Source organism: Pandoraea communis, assembly GCF_902459745.1.
GTDB lineage: Bacteria > Pseudomonadota > Gammaproteobacteria > Burkholderiales > Burkholderiaceae > Pandoraea > Pandoraea communis.
In genome coordinates this window covers 505,987-528,237 of record NZ_CABPSJ010000001.1, presented here as the reverse complement: position 1 = coordinate 528,237, position 22,251 = coordinate 505,987, and the positions used below count along the sequence as shown (strand labels likewise).

General features: G+C 63.0%; 24 protein-coding genes and 1 tRNA gene. 10 read left to right on the top strand and 15 right to left on the bottom strand.

The features are described from left to right. Positions 1 to 17: 17 nt before the first annotated feature. Positions 18 to 923, top strand: a complete 906-nt coding sequence (cyoE, locus tag PCO31110_RS02435; RefSeq protein WP_010804778.1) for a heme o synthase — start codon at positions 18 to 20, stop codon at positions 921 to 923. A 141-nt stretch (positions 924 to 1,064) separates the two neighbouring features. Next, positions 1,065 to 1,667: an SCO family protein gene (locus PCO31110_RS02430; protein ID WP_010804779.1), complete on the top strand. Its 603-nt coding sequence runs from the start codon at positions 1,065 to 1,067 to the stop codon at positions 1,665 to 1,667. Positions 1,668 to 1,802: 135 nt separating this feature from the next. On the opposite strand, the gene cydX is transcribed toward PCO31110_RS02430, so the two are convergent. The 5 genes from cydX to rpoH all read right to left on the bottom strand — a co-directional run bounded on the left by cydX (position 1,803) and on the right by rpoH (position 6,385). After that, positions 1,803 to 1,919 carry a cytochrome bd-I oxidase subunit CydX gene (cydX, locus tag PCO31110_RS02425; protein WP_010804780.1) on the bottom strand — a complete coding sequence of 39 codons (117 nt, stop codon included), beginning with the start codon at positions 1,917 to 1,919 and terminating at the stop codon, positions 1,803 to 1,805. 15 nt (positions 1,920 to 1,934) lie between these two features. Then, positions 1,935 to 3,071 (bottom strand): cytochrome d ubiquinol oxidase subunit II, encoded by a 1,137-nt coding sequence (gene cydB, locus PCO31110_RS02420; protein WP_036663794.1) that lies wholly within the window; start codon positions 3,069 to 3,071, stop codon positions 1,935 to 1,937. Between the two features lie 27 nt (positions 3,072 to 3,098). After that, positions 3,099 to 4,703, bottom strand: coding sequence for a cytochrome ubiquinol oxidase subunit I (locus PCO31110_RS02415; RefSeq protein WP_150689545.1), 1,605 nt, complete (start codon positions 4,701 to 4,703; stop codon positions 3,099 to 3,101). After that, entirely contained in the window at positions 4,693 to 5,004 is a 312-nt protein-coding gene (gene cydP, locus PCO31110_RS02410; protein ID WP_010804783.1) for a cytochrome oxidase putative small subunit CydP, read from the bottom strand. Before cydP ends, PCO31110_RS02415 begins: the two co-directional genes overlap by 11 nt. 442 nt (positions 5,005 to 5,446) lie before the next feature. Next, positions 5,447 to 6,385: an RNA polymerase sigma factor RpoH gene (rpoH, locus tag PCO31110_RS02405; RefSeq protein ID WP_010804784.1), complete on the bottom strand. Its 939-nt coding sequence runs from the start codon at positions 6,383 to 6,385 to the stop codon at positions 5,447 to 5,449. 222 nt (positions 6,386 to 6,607) lie between these two features. Here rpoH and PCO31110_RS02400 point away from each other — a divergent pair, with 222 nt between their 5' ends. Then, positions 6,608 to 6,991: a nuclear transport factor 2 family protein gene (locus tag PCO31110_RS02400; protein WP_010804785.1), complete on the top strand. Its 384-nt coding sequence runs from the start codon at positions 6,608 to 6,610 to the stop codon at positions 6,989 to 6,991. A 246-nt stretch (positions 6,992 to 7,237) separates the two neighbouring features. Here PCO31110_RS02400 and ybiB read toward each other — a convergent pair whose 3' ends face one another. After that, on the bottom strand, positions 7,238 to 8,206 hold the full coding sequence (gene ybiB / locus PCO31110_RS02395) for a DNA-binding protein YbiB (protein WP_246189698.1): 969 nt from the start codon (positions 8,204 to 8,206) through the stop codon (positions 7,238 to 7,240). Positions 8,207 to 8,346: 140 nt separating this feature from the next. Between ybiB and maiA the strand changes: the two genes are divergently transcribed. Both maiA and PCO31110_RS02385 read left to right on the top strand, forming a co-directional pair. Next, positions 8,347 to 8,994, top strand: a complete 648-nt coding sequence (gene maiA / locus PCO31110_RS02390) for a maleylacetoacetate isomerase (protein WP_010804787.1) — start codon at positions 8,347 to 8,349, stop codon at positions 8,992 to 8,994. Positions 8,995 to 9,002: 8 nt separating this feature from the next. Beyond that, complete coding sequence (locus tag PCO31110_RS02385; protein ID WP_150689544.1) at positions 9,003 to 9,629, top strand: LysE/ArgO family amino acid transporter; 627 nt, start codon at positions 9,003 to 9,005, stop codon at positions 9,627 to 9,629. A 114-nt stretch (positions 9,630 to 9,743) separates the two neighbouring features. Here PCO31110_RS02385 and ftsY read toward each other — a convergent pair whose 3' ends face one another. After that, complete coding sequence (ftsY, locus tag PCO31110_RS02380) at positions 9,744 to 11,150, bottom strand: signal recognition particle-docking protein FtsY (protein WP_150689543.1); 1,407 nt, start codon at positions 11,148 to 11,150, stop codon at positions 9,744 to 9,746. Between the two features lie 171 nt (positions 11,151 to 11,321). Here ftsY and PCO31110_RS02375 point away from each other — a divergent pair, with 171 nt between their 5' ends. Then, complete coding sequence (locus PCO31110_RS02375) at positions 11,322 to 12,740, top strand: M16 family metallopeptidase (RefSeq protein ID WP_150689542.1); 1,419 nt, start codon at positions 11,322 to 11,324, stop codon at positions 12,738 to 12,740. A gap of 13 nt (positions 12,741 to 12,753) precedes the next feature. Beyond that, entirely contained in the window at positions 12,754 to 14,193 is a 1,440-nt protein-coding gene (locus tag PCO31110_RS02370; protein ID WP_010804791.1) for a M16 family metallopeptidase, read from the top strand. A 117-nt stretch (positions 14,194 to 14,310) separates the two neighbouring features. On the opposite strand, the gene PCO31110_RS02365 is transcribed toward PCO31110_RS02370, so the two are convergent. Together PCO31110_RS02365 and nodI are read right to left on the bottom strand one after the other, a co-directional pair. Continuing rightward, entirely contained in the window at positions 14,311 to 15,195 is an 885-nt protein-coding gene (locus PCO31110_RS02365) for an ABC transporter permease (protein WP_010804792.1), read from the bottom strand. Beyond that, complete coding sequence (nodI, locus tag PCO31110_RS02360; RefSeq protein ID WP_010804793.1) at positions 15,188 to 16,105, bottom strand: nodulation factor ABC transporter ATP-binding protein NodI; 918 nt, start codon at positions 16,103 to 16,105, stop codon at positions 15,188 to 15,190. The genes PCO31110_RS02365 and nodI overlap by 8 nt, the downstream gene beginning before the upstream one ends. Before the next feature lie 271 nt (positions 16,106 to 16,376). On the opposite strand from nodI, the gene rsmD reads away from it, so the two are divergent. From rsmD to PCO31110_RS02345, 3 genes are all read left to right on the top strand, one after another. Further along, the gene (gene rsmD / locus PCO31110_RS02355; RefSeq protein ID WP_010804794.1) at positions 16,377 to 16,970 is read left to right on the top strand and encodes a 16S rRNA (guanine(966)-N(2))-methyltransferase RsmD; all 594 of its coding nucleotides are present in this window, start codon (positions 16,377 to 16,379) and stop codon (positions 16,968 to 16,970) included. 55 nt (positions 16,971 to 17,025) lie between these two features. Continuing rightward, complete coding sequence (coaD, locus tag PCO31110_RS02350) at positions 17,026 to 17,520, top strand: pantetheine-phosphate adenylyltransferase (RefSeq protein ID WP_010804795.1); 495 nt, start codon at positions 17,026 to 17,028, stop codon at positions 17,518 to 17,520. Between the two features lie 64 nt (positions 17,521 to 17,584). Further along, entirely contained in the window at positions 17,585 to 17,842 is a 258-nt protein-coding gene (locus PCO31110_RS02345; RefSeq protein WP_010804796.1) for a YfhL family 4Fe-4S dicluster ferredoxin, read from the top strand. Positions 17,843 to 17,875: 33 nt separating this feature from the next. Here the strand turns inward: PCO31110_RS02345 and pth are convergent, their stop codons facing one another. From pth to PCO31110_RS02315, 6 genes are all read right to left on the bottom strand, one after another. Beyond that, positions 17,876 to 18,472, bottom strand: coding sequence for an aminoacyl-tRNA hydrolase (gene pth / locus PCO31110_RS02340; RefSeq protein WP_010804797.1), 597 nt, complete (start codon positions 18,470 to 18,472; stop codon positions 17,876 to 17,878). 125 nt (positions 18,473 to 18,597) lie between these two features. Further along, complete coding sequence (locus PCO31110_RS02335) at positions 18,598 to 19,221, bottom strand: 50S ribosomal protein L25/general stress protein Ctc (protein WP_010804798.1); 624 nt, start codon at positions 19,219 to 19,221, stop codon at positions 18,598 to 18,600. Between the two features lie 155 nt (positions 19,222 to 19,376). Then, positions 19,377 to 20,324: a ribose-phosphate pyrophosphokinase gene (locus PCO31110_RS02330; RefSeq protein ID WP_010804799.1), complete on the bottom strand. Its 948-nt coding sequence runs from the start codon at positions 20,322 to 20,324 to the stop codon at positions 19,377 to 19,379. Positions 20,325 to 20,373: 49 nt separating this feature from the next. Next, positions 20,374 to 20,450 (bottom strand) — tRNA-Gln (locus tag PCO31110_RS02325). Between the two features lie 54 nt (positions 20,451 to 20,504). Then, positions 20,505 to 21,374, bottom strand: a complete 870-nt coding sequence (ispE, locus tag PCO31110_RS02320) for a 4-(cytidine 5'-diphospho)-2-C-methyl-D-erythritol kinase (protein WP_010804800.1) — start codon at positions 21,372 to 21,374, stop codon at positions 20,505 to 20,507. A 241-nt stretch (positions 21,375 to 21,615) separates the two neighbouring features. Then, entirely contained in the window at positions 21,616 to 22,251 is a 636-nt protein-coding gene (locus PCO31110_RS02315) for an outer membrane lipoprotein LolB (RefSeq protein WP_081636361.1), read from the bottom strand.

Here is a 22,251-nt window from a genome sequence, read left to right as displayed (position 1 = left end):
GCATTGCCTCTGAGTGTATGAAAAGCACGACCCTTCCCCATCCGCCGTCTAGCCGTATCGCACAGTACTGGGCGTTGACCAAGCCCCGTGTGACGCAGCTCGCCGTCTTCTGCGCCGTCATCGGCATGTTCCTGTCCACGCGCGGCATGGTGCCGTGGCAGGTGCTGATCGGCGGCACCATCGGTATCTGGCTGCTGGCCGGGTCCGCCTTCGCCGTGAACTGCCTGATCGAACAACGCGTCGACGCGCTCATGCGCCGTACGGCGTGGCGTCCGTCCGCGCGCGGTGAGATCGCCCCCTGGCAGATCATCGTCTTCTCGACGATCCTCGGCGCGGCCGGCATGGTGGTGCTCTACACGTTCACCAACGCGCTCACGATGTGGCTCACGCTCGCCACGTTCGTCGGCTACGCGCTGATCTACACCATCATCCTCAAGCCTTCCACGCCGCAGAACATCGTGATCGGCGGCGCGTCGGGCGCGATGCCACCGGCGCTCGGCTGGGCCGCCGCCACCGGCGCCGTGCCGGCCGACGCGTGGATTCTGGTGCTCATCATCTTCGTCTGGACGCCGCCGCACTTCTGGGCGCTCGCGCTCTATCGCCGTCAGGATTACGTGAATTCGGGCCTGCCGATGTTGCCGATCACGCATGGCGAGAAGTACACGCGCCTGCAGATCCTGCTCTACAGCGTGGTGCTGTTCGCGGTGTCGTTGCTGCCGTTCGCGCATCGCATGAGCGGCTATCTGTATCTGGTCTCGGCGGTCGTGCTCTCGGGCATCTTCCTCGGGTACGCGATCAAGCTGTGGCGCAACTATTCCGATGCGCTCTCGCGTTCGATGTTCCGCTACTCGATCGTCTACCTGTCGCTGCTCTTTGCGGCGCTGCTGGTCGATCATTACGTCCAGATATTCCTGCTCGGCTGACGCTGGGTGGTCGGCGGGCATAGCGAGCGTTTCCCGCCGTGGTGTGAGTCACGATGACAGGCGCGTTACGGTATTCCCGACCGGCGCGCCTGTTGTATTTTCGGAAGGTGTTTTTTCCATACATCCTGGGGTCATTCGTTCATGAATCTTGCTGTCATCTGGTTGCGTCGTGCGATGTTGCTGATGGGACTCACCGTGCTGCTCGCCGCATGCGGCAAAGACGGTCCGACGTTTCAGAGTCTCGATATCACCGGAAACAAGGAGTTCGCGCAGGACTTCTCGTTGCAGGACCCGCAAGGCAAGACGCGCACGCTCGCCGATTACAAGGGTAAAGCGGTGGTGATGTTCTTTGGCTACACGCATTGCCCCGACGTCTGCCCGACCACGATGGCCGAACTCAATCAGGTCATGCAGAAACTCGGTGCCGACGCGCAGCGCGTGCAGGTGCTCTTCGTGACCGTCGACCCGCAGCGCGATACGCCGGAACTGATGGGCCAGTACGTGCCGGCGTTCAACCCGGCGTTCGTGGGCCTGCGCCCGGCAGACGACGCCGCGCTCAAGGAAGTCACGAAGTCGTTCCGCGTGGTGGTCAACAAGGTGGAAGGCTCGACGCCGAACAACTACACCATCGATCACACCGCCGGCATCTATGTCTTCGACCCGAACGGTCAGTTGCGCCTGTTCATGCGTCCGGACGAGCCGGTCGATGCGATGGCCAAGGATCTGAAGACGTTGTTGAGCTGAACTGCGCTGAGCGAGCCGAGTGCGCGAAGCGCGTCGATGCCGCACGGCCGACACGCGGACGGACAAGACGCTGAAGGATAAAAAAATCGCGCCCCTCGGGGCGCGATTTTCATTTCTGCTTCCCGTCAGTCAGGGTCAGTTACCTTCCTGACTGCGGCGTTCGAGGTCGTCGTGCGCTTCGAACCACATCACGTTGATGATACCGAACGCGAGTGCGAGGCCGAGGCCGAGAGTCCAAGAGAAGTACCACATGTCGCAACTCCTTGATCAATACATCGTGTGCGGGTTGTCGTTGACCGTCTCGATCGTCACGCGGCCGCGGATCACGCGATACACCCAGCCGGTGTAGAGCAGGACGATGGGCAGGAAGATGACCACGGCGATCAGCATGATTTGCAGCGTGAGCTGGCTCGACGTGGCGTCCCAGACCGTGAGGCTGCTACCCGGCGCCGTGGCCGAGGGCATCACGAACGGGAACATCGAGAAGCCGGCCGTGAGGATGATGCCAGCCATCATCAGCCCGGTGACGACGAACGTCCAGGCGTACGACCGGCTGGTTGCGAGCAGTGCCGCGAGCAGGGCGCACAGGCAGGCAACGACCGGCGCCGCGATCATCCACGGATAGGTGTGATAGTTCGTGAGCCACAGGCCGGGGCCGGTCGTGACTTGCTTGAGCAGCGGGTTGGCCGGCGAGTCGGTCGGGCCCATCTGCGTGATGGCGAAGCCGTCGACGTGCGTGGCGACGAACACACCTGCCAAGAGGAACAGCAACAGCGTGCCCAGCGCGGTGAGGCGCATGATGCGTCCCGCGCGTTCGGCCACGACCGGATCGGCCTTCATGCGCAGGTGGGCCGCGCCGTGCGTAACCAGCATCAGCACACTCACCAGGCCGCACAGCAGCGCGAACGGATTGAGCAGCGCCCAGAACGAGCCGGTGTACGTCGAGCGCATGGTGTTGTCGAACGAGAACGGCAGACCCAGCAGCAAATTGCCGAAGGCCACGCCGAACACGAGCGACGGCACCACGCTACCCACGAACAGCGCCCAGTCCCACGAATTGCGCCAGCGCGGGCTCGGCAGCTTGTTGCGGTAGTCGAAGCCGACCGGACGCAGGAACAGCGCGAAAAGCACCAGCAACAGCGCCCAATACAAGCCCGAGAACGCTGCGGCGTAGACGAGCGGCCATGCGGCAAACATTGCTCCGCCTGCCGTCACGAACCACACCTGATTGCCTTCCCACGTGGGAGCCACGGTGTTGATGATGACGCGGCGTTCCGCGTCGGTCTTGCCGAGGAAGGGCAGCAGCGTGGCCGTGCCCATGTCGAAGCCGTCGAAGAAGGCGAAGCCGATCAGCAGCACGCCGACGAGCACCCACCAGATCAGCTTGAGTACGGTGTAATCGATCATCATGATGTCTTGTCTCCCTGACGATCAGACCGAGGTCGCCGGACGGTCGCCAGCGATGGCTGTACCGTTCGTGGCTTCGTTCTCGAAGTGGTAGCGGCCGGTGTGCAGCGACGACGGGCCGAGCTTGACGTACTTCACCATCAGGAACATTTCAATGATGAGCAGCGCGGTATAGAAGATGATGAAACCCGCGAGGCTCAGATACAGGTCGCCAGCCGAGAGCGACGACGTCGAGAGATGCGTCGGCAGAATGCCGGCGATGGTCCACGGCTGACGGCCCATCTCGGCGACGATCCAGCCGAACTCGGCGGCGAGCCACGGCAGCGGAATCGCCCACACAGTCCAGCGCAGGAACCAGGCCGAACGCGGCTTGAGCAGACGGCGGCGCGCGCACAGCCAGAACGCCCACAGGAAGGTGAAGAGGAACAGGAAGCCCAGGCCGACCATGATGCGGAACGACCAGAACACAGGGGCCACCGGCGGGATCGTGTCGTTGGCCGCCATGTGGATCTGTTCCGGTGTGGCGTCGACAACATTGGCCGTGTACTTCTTGAGCAGCAGGCCGTAGCCGAGGTCGTCCTTGTACTTGTCGAACTCGGCGCGTACGGCCGGCGACTTGTCGCCGCTACGCAGCTTCTCGAGCGCCGCGAAGGCGATCATGCCGCGTTGAATGTTCTCCTTGTGTTCGTCGCGCAACTGCGTGAGACCGATCACCGGCGTGTCGACCGAGCGCGTGGCGATCAGGCCCATTGCCCAGGGAATCTTCACGGCGTAGTCGGTGCGCTCTTCCTTCTGGTTCGGGAAGCCGAACAGCGTGAACGATGCGGGCGGCTTGGCCGTCTCCCATTCCGCTTCGATGGCGGCGAGCTTGACCTTCTGCACTTCGCCCGTGGTGTAGCCCGATTCGTCACCCAGCACGATGACCGACAGCGTCGAGGCCAGACCGAAGCCGGCGGCAACCGCGAAGGAGCGCAGGGCGAACGGTACGTCGCGGCGCTTGAGCAGATACCACGCCGAGATGCCGAGCACGAACATGGCGGCTGTCACATAACCGGCCGAGAGCGTGTGCACGAACTTCACCTGCGCCACCGGGTTGAAGATCACATCCCAGATGCTGTTCAACTCCATGCGCATGGTCTCGTAGTTGAAATGCGCGCCGACCGGATTGTTCATCCAGCCGTTGGCTACGAGAATCCACAACGCCGAGAGGTTCGAGCCCAGCGCCACCGCGAACGTGGTCGCAAGGTGGCCAATGCGCGAGAGCTTGTTCCAGCCGAAGAAGAACAGGCCGACGAACGTGGCTTCGAGGAAGAACGCCATCAGACCTTCGATGGCCAGCGGCACACCGAAGATGTCACCGACGTAGTGCGAGTAGTAAGCCCAGTTGGTGCCGAACTGGAACTCGAGCGTGAGACCCGTGGTCACGCCCATCGCGAAGTTGATCAGGAAGAGTTTGCCCCAGAACTGGGTCATGTCCTTGTAGATCTGCTTGCCGGTCATTACGTAGACCGACTCCATGACGACAAGCAGCCAGGACAGGCCGAGCGTGAGCGGGACGAACAGGAAGTGATACAGCGCCGTTATGGCGAACTGCAAGCGCGAGAGGTCAACGACTTCGCTACTGATCATGGCGGACACCTTGACTTGTGGTGGTGGACTGCGCTTCGACGGCTTGCGGCCCGATCAGGGCACGAGCCACGACGTCTGGCGGCAATTGCATATGCTTGGCCATGGGAGCGTCGAAGAACGCGTGTTTCAGAATGAACAGGAGTACTACCTTGATCGCAAGGACGATCAGGATTTCGACCATGAAACGGGAAGGGCGGGTGCGCCAGCGCTTGATCAGCCAGGCGACGACGGCGGAGTGCGACCCCGCGACGGGCGCGGCTGGCGCGGGAGGCTTCAGACTGCTAGGAGAGTGGGTGTCCATCCGTGACGGCTCCTGGCGTCGAAAGTCGTTGTGTTGGAAACAGCGGCGACTCTCGGCGCATTTTGCCTTATCGCATGAAAATGTCAAACCGCGGAGCACGGGGGACCGATGACACGCGGATGACGCTGGTTCGATGCGAATCCGCCACCCTCGGAGATGGCCGACGAGAAACGAGTTCGAGACAAGGGTCCGGCGCGGCGAACGGCCCCCGGGCCGTCCTTCGCACGTAGCATGGCCACGTACGAGTCGATTCTAGCGACCGGTCGTCCGGGCGACCTTGCGATGCATCAAGTCCGAAGCAAATGCCCCGTGAACTTTCGAAGGTCAAGAAAAAAGCCCCGTGAGTCTCACGGGGCTTGCGGGCCGGTCATGAATGACCGGCGGCGATCTGGTGGGGCGTGTGGCAATTTGCCGCGCTGCCACGGCCCACCGGATCAACGCATTACGCGAAGGCTTGCAGCGCGCCTTTCATCTTCTTCATTGCGGCAACTTCGATCTGACGGATGCGCTCGGCAGACACGCCGAATTCATCTGCCAGTTCGTGCAGCGTGGCGCCGCCGCTACCGTCATCGGCAACCGACAGCCAGCGCGCTTCGATGATGCGGCGGCTGCGCGAGTCGAGGCGGCCGAGTGCCGTTTGCAGACCGTCGCTTTGCAGATGGTCGCGCTCGCGCGCGGCGATCACGGCGGTCGGCTCCTGATGCGTATCGGCGAGGTACGCGATGGGAGCGAAGCTTGGGCTGTCGCTATCGTCGCTGTGACCTTCGAGGGCAATATCGCCACCCGACATGCGCGTTTCCATCTCGATGACGTCTTCGCGCTTCACGTTCAGATCGCGGGCGACCTGATCGATCTCTTCCGGCGTGAACGCCTGCAAGCCTTGCTTCTGGCTACGCAGATTGAAGAAGAGCTTGCGCTGGGCCTTGGTCGTGGCGACCTTGACCGTGCGCCAGTTGCGCAGAACGTACTCGTGAATCTCAGCCTTGATCCAATGCATGGCGTACGACACAAGTCGTACCCCCTGAGTTGGATCGAAGCGCTTGACGGCCTTCATCAGGCCGATATTGCCTTCCTGAATCAGGTCGGCGTGCGGCAGACCATAGCCGAGGTAGTTGCGCGCGATCGACACCACCAGACGCAGGTGCGACAGCACAAGCTGACGGGCGGCGTCGAGGTCGTCGTTCTCACGCAGGCGCTTGGCGAGCGACTGCTCTTCCTCGGCGGTGAGCAGCGGAATGCGGTGGACAGCCTGAATATAGCTGTCGATATTGCCCAGACTGCCCGGCAGCATCAATGCCGACGGGGCGAGAGCAAGGGCACGAGAATTCGGCGCCGTGCCGGTGGCCGGCGTCGTCGGATGCAAAGTGGCGGCAGTACTCAAGTGGTGGACTCCTGGTTAGCCTCTGGGAAAACATTTTAGCACTCTCTTCGGATGAGTGCTAAAGACGTTAGAACCCTTACCGGGCGGGAAGTTTCCGGCGCCTCGGGGTTTTCCAGCACCCCCCGAAAAACCAGATAAGTCACTGGCGCAAACGTCGCGTGGATGGTGTAAATTGCAACCCACGTCGCGAGCGTTTGAGGTCGGCGAAGACGGGAGGTCAACATGGCAGGAAAGCACATTGACGTAGTGCGAGAGCGCGAATCGGCGCGCTTCGACGCAATGGTCGAGGGTGACGTCGAACAACTCGACGCTCTCCTGGCAGACGGCCTTCACTACGTGCATTCAAACGGCAAACGCGAAACCAAGCGCGAATTTCTCGACGCCCTGACCTCGGGCCGCCGTCGATATCTGGATATCGATATCCGGGCACAGGAACTGCGCCAGTTTGGCGACACTGTCGTCGTCACCGGCAAGCTCAAGGTCGAACTGGAAACCGCGACCGGTTCGCTCGAATCGCAAATGGCCTATACGGCCGTCCATGTGCTCGAGGCCGACGAATGGCACCTCATCTCCTGGCAGGCGACCCGCATGGCATCGGCCGAATGAATCACTGGCCGTCTGCCGGCGGATTTGGCCGATTCGACGGCTGCCTCGTCCGGTACTCATCGGACGTCATCTCCGATCATAAGATTTGATGGGTTTCGGGATGAAATGTTCCGAAAAATATTGAATTTATCGATTTTCGGCGATTTGCGATGAATTTCGGGCAAATTTTTTGGTATTTCGCCCGGATAACGTCTGAATGAGCGTCCAAATAAGCGGCCAGATGCGCGGCAGAAACGCCCGTCGCAATTAACCGGCCATCCCCAGTGCCTGACGAATCACTTCGACCTGCCGGGCGATCGGGGCGGGCACTGCGATCTCACCGGCCAGTACGGCTTCAATCCACTTGGCTGTGGATGGGGCGTCGGCGGCAGGAAGCGTCGGCGGTATTCCGGTGGCACCTTCCTCTGCCGTTTGCCATACGTGATACACGCCGTCCGAAAAGCCGTCGATGGCGGCTTGGCGACGGGCGTCGGCGACCGGTTCGCCTTCCGTGCCGCGCGCGAGCAGCACGCCCGGCGCCGGACTGTTGGCAGCGTCGGCGAACATCTCGCTGAGCGTTTCCCGGTATTCGGGATGCGTGTAGTTCACGAGCCGCAGCGCGGGCCCGGCAAACGGCTGCAACAACTTCACCACCGTATGACCGGAGTTCCGTACGCCAAGCGCTGCGCGCATCTCCAGCAGTCGCTCCAACGCGGGCGAGAGCGCGGCAATCGGCAGATAGGCCACACGGCGCGTACGCAGCGCTGCCTCGGCCTCGGCGGCCGACCCACAGGCGGCGTGGCCTAGTTCTGCGAAGATTGCTTGCGTGCCGACACGATTCGCGCCGCTGTGATGCTGGCCATGAACGAGCACCGGAATGCCCTCGCGGGCGAGCAGCAAGGCGAGCAGTGCCGTGAGATTCGGTTGTTTGCGTGCGCCGTTGTAGCTGGGTAACAAGACTGGCGGCGGTGCATCGGCCGGTGAGGTGAGCGGTGTGAACGTTGCGTGTGCGGCATCGAGCATCGCGCGCAGTTCTATGGGCGTCTCGCCCTTGATGCGATAGGCGATCAGAACCCCACCCAGTTCCGCCGGTGCCACGCGCTCGGCGAGGATGGCGTCGAACAGGGTGCGTGTCTCGCCGGCGTCGAGCGGGCGCGCGCCTTTCGCGCCTCGGGCGATGATTTTGAGCAGCGGCGCACAGGCGAAAGGGGCGGCAGAGGTCATGACACGGGGCATCTGAATTCGTATCCGTTCATCATACGCAATCGGGTGTCCTCGGGGGCGGCGCTTGAAGTACCATCTCGTGTTCAGACGCGCGTGCCCCGAGATTTCTCGCACCTGCCGCGTCTTCCCACATTCCGCTTTCGAGGTCTGCCATGTCCACGCTGTACAGCTATTTCCGCAGTTCCGCCGCGTATCGTGTCCGGATCGCCCTGAATCTGAAGGGGCTCGATTACGACACCGTACCCGTACATCTGGTGCGTGACGGTGGCGAACAGCTCAAACCGGCGTACCGCGCGCTCAACGTCAACGGCCTGGTGCCGACGTTCCTCGATGGCGAAGTGAACATCCATCAGTCGCTCGCCATCATCGAGTATCTGGAAGAGGTGCATCCGACACCTGCACTCCTGCCGGCCGGCCCGCTGGCGCGCGCCCAGGTGCGCGCACTGGCGCTGGACATCGCCGCCGACATCCACCCGATCGACAACCTGCGCGTGCTGCGGTACCTCAAGCACGAACTGGGCGTGAGCGAAGCGCAGAAGAACGCCTGGTACGTTCACTGGATCTTGGAGGGTTTCACGGCGCTGGAAGCCCGGCTGGCAGCGCAATCGTCGCAGGGCAAGTTCGTATTCGGCGACACGCCGACGCTTGCGGACTGCTGTCTTGTGCCGCAGGTCTACAACGCGAACCGCTTCAAGGTCGACATGACGTCGTTCCCGCGAATTGCCGCCATCGACGCCCACTGCCAAACGCTCGACGCCTTCCGGCGTGCTGCGCCCGAAGCGCAACCCGACGCCGAGTAAGTCCCGCGATGGTCGATCCGGCTTTCTGGCGGGGCCTGGCGCTGGGCGCCAGCCTCATCATGGCGATCGGGGCGCAGAACGCATTTGTGCTGCGGCAGGGCATTCTGAAGCGTCACGTGGGCGTGGTTGTGGCCGTGTGCGCCATCAGCGATATGGTGTTGATCGCGGCGGGCGTGGCCGGCATGGGCGGGCTCATCGCCGCGTATCCGCGCTTTCTCACGGCCGTGACGTGGGGCGGTGCGGCATTTCTGTTCTGGTACGGCCTGCGCGCGTGGCGCGCGGCGTTTCGCGGAGCGGGCGCGTTGCAGGCCGACGGCAGCCGCGCGGCCACGCAGCGCATGACGTGGCAACGCGCGTTCGTACTCGTGCTGATGCTCTCGCTGCTCAATCCTCACGTCTATCTCGATACGGTGATTCTGCTCGGCGGCATCGGGGCGCGTGAGCCGTCGCCCGGCAATGTCTGGTTCGCCGCAGGCGCGATGACGGCCTCCGCGCTGTGGTTCACCGTCCTTGGCTACGGCGCTCGCTTGCTTGCGCCGCTGTTCTCGCGCGCGCGGGCATGGCAGATCCTTGACGGCATCGTCGGCATGATGATGTGGGGGTTGTGCGCAGGACTCGTCGCCCAGCAGTTGTAACGTATCGTTCGGCGGCAGCGTTGTGCAGCCGTTCCGTGTCGTCCGACAATGCAAACGGCCCGCTCATGTGAAATGGCGGGCCGTTTGTCTTGGGACGCGTGCTGCGGGAAGCGTTTATCCCAGCAGCGCGTCGGCGAATTCGCGCGCCGAGAACGGTTGCAGGTCTTCGACCTTTTCGCCCACGCCGATGAAGTACACCGGCACCGGACGTTGACGCGCAATCGCGGCGAGAATGCCGCCCTTGGCCGTGCCGTCGAGCTTGGTGACGATGAGGCCGGTGAGTTGCAGCGCGTCGTCGAATGCCTTGACCTGTGCGAGCGCGTTCTGGCCTGTATTGGCGTCGATCACGAGCAGCACTTCGTGCGGTGCGCCGTCGGCGGCCTTGGCGAGCACGCGCTTGATCTTCTTGAGTTCTTCCATCAGATGCAACTGCGTCGGCAGGCGGCCGGCCGTGTCGGCCATCACGATGTCGATCTTGCGGGCGCGAGCGGCATTCACGGCATCGAACACGACGGCGGCGGGGTCTCCGCTCTCCTGCGAGACGACGGCGACGTTGTTGCGCTCGCCCCAGATCGTCAGTTGCTCGCGTGCCGCTGCACGGAAGGTGTCGCCGGCGGCGAGCAGCACCGACTGGTCATAGTGCTGGAAGTGTTTGGCGAGCTTGCCGATACTCGTCGTCTTGCCTGCGCCGTTCACACCCGCGATCATCACGACCATCGGCGCTTCGCGGCCGAGTACGAGACTTTGCTCCAGCGGCTGCAACAGATCGACCAGCAGATCGTGCAGGGCACGCTTGACCTGCTCGCCTTCGGTCAGCCGTTCGGCCTTGACCTTCTTGCGCAGCGCTTCGATCAGGAACGTGGTGGCTTCGACCCCCGCGTCGCTCATCAGCAAAGCGCCTTCGAGTTCTTCGAACAGGTTTTCGTCGACCTTCACGCCGACGAAGATGCCGGTGAGGCCAGCGCTCGTCTTCGACAGGCCGGCCTTCAGGCGCGTGAGCCAGGAGCGTTTGGCAGCCGGCGCCGGCGCGGGGGCGGCTACGATCTCGCCGATGGCTTCGCCGTGCGAATCCTTCACGACGACCGGTGCCGGGGCCGGCGCGACGGGTTCTACCGCAATTTGCGGGGCAGGCGTGAGCGTGGGCTGCGTTGGCGTGTCGAATGCTGGGACATTCGCCGGCGACGGCTCGGAATGTGCCGTATTTTCGATAGGGCTGACGGGCGCACGCGGCGTGTCCACCGGCGCGGCTGGTGCCTGTGGTGTAGCGGCTGCCGGGGCAGGGGGGGCAGCGGGTGCAGCGGCCGGCACGACAGGCGGCGGCGGGGTGAGCGGCGCAGGCGTGGCGGGCTGGGCCTGCGCAACCTCGGCCGGCGCGGCACTGCGTTCAACCGCAGTGCCCGAGGGTGCGGGCGTTTCCGGCAATGTTGCCGATTCGACGGATTCTGGCGATTCGGCCGATGCGGGGCTCGTCTCGGCGGCCTTGTTGCCGCCTGACTTGAAGCGCTTGAAGAAGCTGAACATGGGGTGAAGAACTCGACGTGGGCGCGCGCGGTCGGCGTGCGTCTGTGATTTGTCTTGCCATTCGCGCCGCACAAAACGCCCTACAATGGGCGAGTCGTGATTTCCGACGCGGGAAATGCGACGTATTTTATCAGACGCGTATCGACGTCCATGACGGGCGAAAGGGGATCCATGACGGGAACCATGCGCTGGCGACATGCCTTGGTCGGACTGACCTTGGCCGGTGTAATGAGCCTGAGCCATGCTGCGGACACCGCGGGCAGCAAAACGACGGATAACACTTCGGAATTCACGCTATCGAACGGCCTGCGGCTGATCGTGCGCGAAGATCATCGGGCACCGACGGTCGCCCATGTGGTCTGGTACCGCGCTGGCTCGCTCGACGAGTTCAATGGCACGACAGGGGTGGCCCATGCGCTAGAACACATGATGTTCAAGGGCACCAAGGAGGTCGGGCCGGGCCAGTTCTCGCGTCAGGTCGCCGCCCTCGGGGGCCGGGAGAATGCGTTCACCAGCAAGGACTACACGGGGTACTTCGAGCAGACGGAGAAGTCGCGCTTGCCGGAGATGATGCGTCTCGAGGCCGATCGCATGGCCAATCTCACGCTCACGGCCGACGAGTTCGCCAAAGAGATTCAAGTGGTCATGGAGGAGCGCCGTCTTCGTACGGACGACCAGCCGCGCGCGTTGCTCTACGAGCAGTTGATGGCCACGGCGCTCATCGCCAACCCTTATCGCCGCCCGATCGTCGGCTGGATGGACGACTTGCAGCACATGACCGTGCAGGACGCGCGCGATTGGTACGAGCGTTGGTACACACCGAACAATGCCGTGGTGGTGGTGAGCGGCGATGTGGACCCGGCGCAGGTCAAGCAACTCGCCGAGAAGTACTATGGTCCGCTCAAGCAGCGTGCGTTGCCGGAACGCCGTGCGCAGAACGAACCGGCACAACTTGGCGTGCGCCGGATATTCGTAAAAGCGCCTGCCGAGAATCCGCACGTGATGCTCGCGTGGCGGGCGCCGCGCCTGACCGACATCGAGAAGGATGACGATGTCTATGCGCTGCAAGTGCTCGCCGCCGTGCTCGACGGCTATGGCAATGCGCGTCTGACGAGCCGTCTCGTGCGCGAACAACGCATCGCCAACGATGTCGGCGCCGGTTACGACGGCGTGGGCCGTGGTCCGCAGTTCTTTATCCTGGATGGCACGCCTGCACAGGGCAAGACGCCCGAGCAGATCGAGAAGGCGTTGCGTGCGCAGGTGGCCGACATCGCGGCACACGGCGTGACTGAGGCAGAGCTGGGGCGCGTGAAGGCGCAAGTCGTGGCTTCGCAGATCTACAAGCGGGACTCTGTCTTCGGTCAGGCGATGGAAATCGGTCTGAACGAAATGTCGGGGATCTCGTGGCGGAAGATCGATCGCATGCTCGAGAAGGTGAAGGCGGTGACGCCCGCGCAGGTGCAGGCGGTGGCCGGCAAGTATTTCGGCGACGAGTCGCTGACGGTGGCGACGCTCGTGCCGCAGCCGATCGACGAAGCGACACGCAAGCGCCGCGCCCAAGGGGCGGAAGACCTGAAGAACATGCGCTGAGAGAGGCCACACGATGATGAAAATTTCCGCACTATTGCGTGCGTTCTCGGTGCCTGCGCGTACGGGCCTTCTGGCTTCTGTTGCTGCAGGCGTGTTGGTGGCGGTGATGCCCCTCGGCGCCCAGGCGGCGCTGCCGATTCAACGCTGGGTCTCGCCGTCGGGCGCCAAGGTCCTGCTCGTGGAAAGCCGTTCGATCCCGATGATCGATGTGAATATCGATTTCGACGCGGGCAGCCGCTACGATCCGCCGGGCAAGTCCGGACTGGCGTTGTTCACGGCAGGTCTGCTCGATTCCGGGGCGTTCGCTGCAGGGGGGCGCCCGGCGTTGAGCGAAGCGCAGATTGCCGACCGCTTTGCCGACGTGGGCGCGATGGAATCGACGAGTGCCGGACGCGATGCGGCGACCGTCACCATGCGCACGCTATCTTCAGCGACCGAGCGCGATGCCGCGGTGAGCACGATGGCGCAGTTCCTGCAACATCCGACCTTCCCCGACCTGGTGCTCAAGCGTGAAGCCGCGCGCCTGGCTGCGGCAATTGCCGAAGCCGACACGAAGCCCGAGGCGATTGCCGAGAAGGCGTTTCGCAGCGCGATCTACGGGAGCCATCCTTATGGCGTGAGTCCGACGGTGGCCAGCGTCAAGGCCGTGAAGCGCGAAGATGTGGTGCGCTTCTACCGGGATATGTACAGCCCGAAGCGGGCAGTTGTCACGATCGTCGGCGACATCGATCGTCCGCAGGCGGAGAAGCTCGTCGCCACGCTGATCGATGCGATGCCGGCAGGGGTGACGCCGCCGGCCATGCCGCCTGTGGCGGCGCTGCGCAGCGCGGTGCAAATCGATCTGCCGCATCCGGCCGAGCAGGCACACATCGTGACCGGACAGGCATCGGTGGCCCGGAGTGATTCCGACTACTTCCCGTTGCTCGTGGGGAACTACGTGCTGGGCGGCGGCGGGTTTGTCTCGCGTCTGACGGCAGAAGTGCGCGAGAAGCGCGGTCTGACGTATGGCGTGTCGAGCGGCTTCGTCCCGCAGTTGCAGGAGGGGCCCTTCGAGATCAGCTTGCAGACGCGACGTGAGCAAGCGCCCGAAGCGCTCAAGGTCGTGCGTGAAACGCTCGACAGATTTGTGCTGGACGGGCCGACCGATGAGGAGATGCAGGCCGCAAAGGACAACCTGATCAATGGCTTCCCGCTGCGCCTCGACAGCAATCGCAAACTGTTGGCGAACGTTGCCGCCATCGGCTTCTATAACCTGCCGCTGGACTATCTGGACACGTGGACCAACAAGGTTCAAGCCGTCACCGCAGCGCAGGTACGGGATGCCTTCGTGCGTCACGTGCAGCCGGAGCGGCTTGTCACCGTGGTCGTGGGCCCGAACGACGTCTTCGGTGCGGCCAGCGCTGGCGCCGCTGCGCCGAGCGGCAAGCCTGTTGCGGCCGTGAAGGCGAAGTAATCGCAGTATCGCGGCACACGTCGCATGATTGGCACGATGAACGAAAAACGGCACCGGAGATTCCCGGTGCCGTTTTTTTGTTGGTGACAATGAGCGTTGGTGCACACGCCATGAGTGCTACCGGAGAATCCGCCGGCGCAGCAACACCAGTGCGACGGCGAATCCGACGACGGCGTATAGGGCGAGTGCGCCGGCATGCAGCCACGGCAGATCGATGGTGCGTCCGAGCATGGCCGGACGGATCAGCGCGACGGCATGGGCGAGCGGCAACCACTCCGTCACGTGACGTGCCGCTGCCGGGAGTTGCGACAGCGGGAAGAACACGCCGGAGAGCAGCAACATCGGCGTCATCACGAGCGTTTGATAGAACATGAAGAAGTCGTAGCTCGGCGCGAGCGCCGTCATTACCATCGCCAGACTCGCGAACGCCAGACCCGCGAGCAGAACCGCAGGCAACACCACGGGCAGGCTGTCGATGCGTGCATAGCCGAGTACGCACGCCACCACCAGAATGGCGAGGCCCGAGAGCACTGCCTTGCTGGCCGCCCATACGACTTCGCCAAGCACCACATCGCCCAATGTGAGCGGTGTGTGCATCAGCGCTTCCCATGTGCGCTGAACGTGCATGCGTGAGAAGGCCGAGTACATCGACTCGAAGCTCGCGGAGAACATCACGCTCGACCCCACAGTGCCGGCGGCGAGAAATGCGATGTACGAGGTGCCGTCGACGTCGCCGACCATCATCCCGAGGCCGAATCCCAGCCCGAAGAGGTAGATCATCGGGTCGGCCAGATTACCGAACATCGACGCAATGGCGAGCTTGCGCCATACGAGGAAGTTACGCCGCCAGACGCCCGTCCACGGCGTGATCCCTGGGAGATAGCGGGGCGCGTCGGGAGGATGTCCCTTCGGTGAGGTGGTGCGAGGTGCACTCGCCGTGGCGGCAGCGGCGCCTTCCGCGTGGGCAGAACTACCGGGGCCGTGTCGATCGTGCTCAGTCATCGCGCATCTCCCGGCCCGTGAGTTTGAGGAAAACGTCCTCCAGATTGGCGCGCCGATGCAGATAGCGCACGCCGGGCTGATCTTGCAGCGCGTTCACGACCGGGGCGGCGTCGCGCACATAGCAGAAGTGGGTCTCGCCGCTGGTTTCGAGGCGTTCGGTGAGCGGAGCGAGCCGGGCGAGCAACGCCTGCGGCACGTCGCCGAACACCTCCACGACGTCGCAGCCGATCTCCCGGGCGACGAGGTCAGGTGGCGTGCCCTCGGCGATCTTGCGACCGTTATCGATCACGCAGAGGCGATGGCACAAGCGCTCGGCTTCTTCCATGAAGTGGGTCGTGAGCAGAATTGTCTTGCCCTCGTTCATCAGCGATTTGAGCCGCTCCCAGATCAGGTGCCGGGCTTGCGGGTCGAGACCGGTGGTCGGCTCGTCGAGTATCAGCAGATCGGGATTGTTGACGAGGGCACGGGCAAGGGTGAGACGTCGTTTCATGCCGCCCGAGAGCTGGCTGACGCGGGCATTCGCTTTCGATTCGAGACGCGCAAACGCGAGCAGAGCGGGCACACGTTCGCGAAGGTCAGCCGAAGAGAGCCCAAAGTAGCGGCCGAAAACGGCGAGGTTTTCGCGCACGGTGAAGTCGGGGTCCAGATTATCGAATTGCGGCACGACACCGACGCGGCGTCGCGCCTGCGGCGCCAGTCGCGGGATGGGCATGCCGCCGAGGCGGATTTCACCGGCGTCGGGGGTGACCAGACCCAGCAGCATACGCAGGGTGGTGGTCTTGCCGGCACCGTTAGGTCCCAGCAGACCGAAGCATTCGCCCGGTGCCACGCGCAGCGACAGGTGATCGACGACGGGGCGGCCGTCGTAGGCCTTGCATAGTTCGGTTACCTCGATAGCGGCATCGGTCATGGCAAGTCGGGCGGTTTCCTGTTGAGCGGGTAGGCGAGTTCCTCGTGCGGCATCGGGCATTGTCCGACACCGGCCCGCCGGGGCTGACGCATCGCCTGACGGGTTGCGTGCCCTTGTGAGGCGGCCATTGCGGGCGATGTGGTATGTTTCGCCTCAACAATGTAGCGTGAAATGTCATGATTTTGGATTTCTGGCGTGCGCAGCGGTGCACGCGAACTCATTTTTGCCCGGGTGGCGGTGCAATCGGCAGGGCTGTGTCGCGGAGGACGGTATGAAGTCCGGTGCAGGTAACGTGGCACGCGGCGCGCCACAGCAGGTGCGCATCATCGGCGGCCAGTGGAAGCGTACGCCGTTGCCGGTGCCCTCGGGCGACGGTCTGCGACCTACCCCCGATCGCGTGCGCGAAACGCTGTTCAACTGGCTCGGCCAGGATCTGAGCGGCATGCAGTGTCTCGACGCGTTCGCCGGAAGCGGTGCGCTCGGGTTCGAGGCGGCGTCGCGGGGTGCTGCACGGGTGCTGATGATCGAACACGCCGCGCCGGCCGTACGGCAGCTTCGCGCCAATCAGGCGAAGCTCGGTGCGAGCCAGATCGAGATCGTGCAGGCCGACGCGAGGCGCCTGATAACCACACTCGCACCTGGGGCTTTCGACGTGGTGTTTCTCGATCCCCCGTTTGCGAGCGGCTGGCTGGACGACCTGCTGGCGCCCGCAGCCCGCCTGCTGGCCCCGAACGGTGTGATTTACGCCGAATCCGACCGCCCGCTGGACGACGACGCGCTCGCAGCACTCGACCTCGTGTGCCTGCGCCGGGCGAAAGCCGGAGCGGTGCATTATCATCTGCTTGAATCGATTCCGAAAACCTAGAGACCACAATGAATAAGTACGTAGCACTGGTCCCCAGCCGCGAGGAGACGTTGGCATGGTAGTGGCGATCTATCCGGGGACGTTCGACCCGCTTACCCGAGGACACGAAGATCTGGTTCGCCGTGCGGCGGGCATCTTCGACAAGCTCGTTGTCGGTGTGGCGGATAGCCGAAACAAGAAGCCGTTCTTCTCGCTCGACGAGCGCATCGACATTGCGCGTGAGGTGCTGGGTCACTATCCGAACGTCAGCGTGGAAGGGTTTTCCGGGCTGCTCAAGGATTTCGTGCGTAAGCACCAGGCCCGCGTCATCGTGCGCGGTTTGCGTGCCGTGTCCGACTTCGAGTACGAGTTTCAGATGGCAGGCATGAACCGCTATCTGTTGCCCGACGTGGAAACGATGTTCATGACGCCGTCCGACCAATACCAGTTCATCTCGGGCACGATCGTGCGCGAGATCGCGCAATTGGGCGGCGACGTCAGCAAGTTTGTGTTTCCTTCCGTCGAAAAATGGCTGGTGACGAAAGTCGGCGACCTGTCGGCGAAGGAATGAGTATCGTGCGCGCCGGCCGGCGCCTGTGGGCTGGCCGGCGTTGCGATACGACTGGAGGTGCCGTATGGCCTTGATGATTACCGATGAATGCATCAATTGCGACGTGTGCGAGCCAGAGTGCCCGAACGACGCAATTTCGATGGGGGTCGAGATCTACGAGATCGATCCGAACAAGTGCACCGAGTGTGTCGGTCACTTCGATGAACCGCAGTGTGTGCAAGTGTGTCCGGTGGAGTGCATTCCCATCAACCCCGAACACGTCGAGACGCCCGAGCAACTGCTCGAGAAGTACACCCACCTGCAAGCCAACAAGACTGCCTGAGCGGCGAACCGCCGCTCGTTTTTCTGCTTCGTCTTACTTCCCCGGCGTGGCGTGCAGACGCATCATCGCCTTTTCCATGTCGCCTTTGACGACCAGATCGACGATGTCGAGCGAGCGCGACATCGCGTCGTCGATCTGCGCTTGCTCTTCCTTGCGCGGCGGCTTGAGCACGAAGTCCACCACCTGCTGCTGGCTGCCCGCCGGTTGCAGCGTGCGCGGATGGCCGATGCCCAGGCGCAGGCGCCAGAATTCGGGCGTCGTCAGGTGTGCCGCAATGTCCTTCAGGCCGTTGTGACCGCCGCTGCCGCCGCCCCGCTTGAGTTTCACGCTACCGGGCAGCAGATCCAGTTCGTCGTGCACGACGAGAATCTCGTCCGGCAGAATCTTGTAGAAGCGCGCGAGCGCGACGACAGACTGTCCCGAACGGTTCATGAAAGTCTGCGGCTCGAGCAGCCACACTTCCTGGCCGGCGATGCGCGCACGCGCAGCGAAGCCGTGGAAGTTCTTCTGGTTCGTGAGCGATGCGCCGCATTGCTGCGCCAGCGCGTCGACGAACCAGAAGCCGGCATTGTGACGCGTCGCTGTATATTCGGCGCCCGGATTGCCGAGCCCTACGATCAGCTTGATCATTTCGGTATCAGGATCTTGGCGCGTTCGCCGTCAGGTCTACGCGCCGCCAATAAAAAAACCCGCCGGACATGATGTCGCGGCGGGTCTTGCGTCCAGCGTCGCCGCTGAAAGCTAACGCACGAGGCTTAGGCAGCCGGCGTTTCGCCTTCGGCAGCCGCCGGGGCAGCCGCTTCGTCAGCAGCAACACCAGCCGGTTGAACGGCTTGCGCCACTGCCGGGTTTTCTTGCTCGACGTGCAGCGTCAGCGTCACGCCGGCGGGCAGCTTGACGTCCTTGGCGTGCACCGATTGACCGGCTTCCAGCTTCGACAGGTCAACTTCCAGGAATTCCGGCAGCTTGCCCGGCAGGCAGTTGATGTCCAGTTCGTTCATGGTGTGGCTGATCACGTTCGACGCCAGCTTCACAGCCGGGGCGTTCTCAGCACCCAGGAAGTGCAGGGGCACCTTCATGTGGATCGGCTTGTTCGGGTCGACACGTTGGAAATCCACGTGCAGAACCAGTTGCTTGAACGGGTGGTACTGCACATCGCGCAGCAGCACTTGTTCGATCTTGCCAGCGATTTCCAGCTCGAGAATCGACGAGTGGAAGGCTTCCTTGCGGAGAGCGTGCCACAGGGCATTGTGATCGAGTTCGATCAGCTTCGGATCGACATTACCACCGTACACGATGCCCGCGGTCTTACCGGCATTGCGCAGGCGGCGGCTCGCACCCGTACCTTGCAGATTACGCTCAAAAGCGACGACTTTCATAACAACTCCTTGTACTGCCCGCGACCAGGCAGCGATTTCTTCCCGAATACCATGCCCAAAAACGCAGGCTTCAGGAACGACAAAGGCGGGGAGGTGCTCCCCGCCGACATAACAACGGCGCCACACAGGCGCCGCCGCAAAATTCTACCGAACGCTTATTCCGCGAACAGCGACATCACCGAGTCGCCGCGACGAATACGCGAGAACGTTTCGGCGAGCAGATTGGCGCAGCTCAACTGGCGAATCTTGCCGCCCTTTGAGTCCTCGCGCAGCGGAATCGTATCCGTCACGACCACTTCGTCCAGCTCCGAGGCATTGATACGCGCCGCAGCACCACCGGAAAGCACCGGGTGCGTGCAGTACGCATAAACCTTCTGTGCGCCACGCGCCTTCAGCACTTGCGCAGCCTTGCAGAGCGTGCCGGCGGTGTCGACCATGTCATCCATGATGACGCAGGTACGGCCTTCGACTTCCCCGATGACGTTCATCACTTCGGCCACGTTGGCCTTCGGACGACGCTTGTCGATGATGGCCAGATCGCAGTGCAGTTGCTTTGCGAGCGCCCGGGCACGCACCACACCGCCAACGTCCGGCGACACCACCAGCAGGTTTTCGTGGTTCTGTCCGCGCACATCTGCGAGCAGCAGCGGCGACGCATAAATGTTGTCGACCGGGATATCGAAGAAACCCTGAATCTGGTCGGCGTGCAGATCCATCGTGATGATGCGCTCGACGCCTGCGATTTGCAGCATGTTGGCGACGACCTTCGCCGAGATCGCCACACGCGCCGAACGGGGGCGGCGATCCTGACGGGCATAGCCGAAATACGGGATGGCAGCGGTGATCCGGCCGGCAGAAGCGCGCTTGAGCGCGTCGACCATGATCATCAGTTCCATCAGATTGTCGTTGGTCGGAGCGCACGTCGACTGGAGGACAAAGACGTCCTTGCCACGCACGTTTTCCTGGATTTCGACTTGGATTTCACCGTCGGAGAACCGGCTCGCCATTGCCTTGCCGAGCGGAATACCGAGAGTGTCGACGACCGCTTGGGCCAGGGCGGGATTGGCGTTCCCGGTGAATACCATTAGGTTATCACTACTCATCTGGCTACCTGCGGAACGTTTGAATGCTGACACTGCGCGACAGAGAAATTGGCAGGGGAGGAAGGACTCGAACCCTCGTATGCCGGAATCAAAATCCGGTGCCTTAACCAACTTGGCGACTCCCCTACACTAACCGATGCCCTTGCTGCGTCGTAGGAAACGCAACAAAGTAAAACCATTTCACGCGAATCCGAACATCGGATGTTCGGCCAGGCTGGTAGTCACTTGACCGAGCCAGCGTTCCGGCAATCGCTTGCATGCGGCTTCTGCGTCTGCCTTCGTGTCGAATACCGCAAACACACTGGCGCCAGATCCCGTCATGCGTGCCGTGGTGAAGGTTCTGAACCAGTCAATCACCGCAGCGACTTCCGCGTATTCTCGAGTCACTGCCGCCTGCATGTCGTTACGGAAAATTTCGTCCGTTTCGAGCATGTTTTCGCTGGCGTGCTCAAGAAAGAACGCCATTGTGACGATCTTCGTATCCCTTGTCAACAGGGGATCACGAAATATTTTGTCTGTCGCGACGTGTACGCGCGGGTTCACAACGAGGAAGTGTCGCTGCGGCAAATCCACCGCGTACAACTCCTCGCCCAGCCCCTCGGCAAAGGCATTGCGGCCGAAAACAAAAAACGGCACATCGGCACCGAGTTTCAACGCGAGCGTCTGGAGTTCTGCGCGCGGCAGATCGAGTTGCCACATGCGATTGAGTGCGAGCAATGTCGTCGCGGCATCGGAGCTGCCGCCGCCGATACCACCGCCGGCTGGCAGTCGCTTCTCGATGGCGATGTCCACGCCGAAGTGCACGCCGCAATGTGCCTGAAGCAAACGGGCTGCCCGGACGGTCAGATCGGTCTCCGGCGGCACGCCCGGCAGCGGGTTCGTGTGCACAATCCGGGCATCGCTCCGGCGCTCGAAATGCAGCGTATCGGCCCAGTCGATCAGTTGGAAGACGGTTTGCAGCTCGTGATAACCATTGGGCCGGCGTCCCACGATGTGCAGGAACAGGTTCAGCTTGGCCGGAGCCGGGCAGTCACGCAGGATTTCGTACATGGCAATGCGAAACGATGGCTATCGGCTACCCGCAGCGCGATGTCGCGACGCGGGTAGCCGGAAAAGGGGAAGACGGTCCCGATGCAGTTCGATCGACAAAGAAGTCGCACGCTCAGGAGCGCTCACGATGCCGACATATGCCTGACGGGGCGGCGCCAAGGATAGCACCGTCGTGGTGACGATGCCCGTGCGGGTATCGACCTCACCATAGCGAAAGCGAATCAGGCAAGACGCCTGGGACTTACTCGTCGATCACTAGCCGGACGGCGAGCGGAGAGCCGTCGAGGTCGCGCGAGAGATCAATGCGTTTGACCCGCAGCGGCGAGCCGTCGAAATAGGCCTGGTAATCGATCGTCCAGCCGTCCTGCTTCAAATGGGTCGGGCGTTGCGTCTGCGGATCGCGCTCGATGCTCGCGTGTGAACCCGGTGCACCCTGCATGCGCAGCCAATAGCGCAGACCGCCTACCGGCAGTGCAAAGCCCAATGCATCGTGCATGACGTCTTCGAGACGCGGCCCCGTCAACGGTGCCTTGCCGGGCAATTCCAGCGATGCCGTTCGCGGATTCTCGCGCACGATCGCCTGCGTCTGCCCAAGCGGGTCGAGCAGTTGGACAGTCGCGTTCTCGCCGCTTTGCTGCCAATCGAAATTGCCGTAGCTATTGCGCGCCTCGCCGTTTTGCTCGTAACGCACCGCAAAGCGACCGCGATAGTGCTCGACACTGGCGCCGTCCGGCGGCGTGACAGGCGTGGGCGGCGCGAGACTCGCGCAGCCCGTCGCCAACACGGCGCTCGTGCAAGCCAGCGCCAGCGTTATGGCGCGAAGCGAGCGAGACACAACCAGCGAGAGCGATGCGGCACGAAACGAAAACGTCGACAT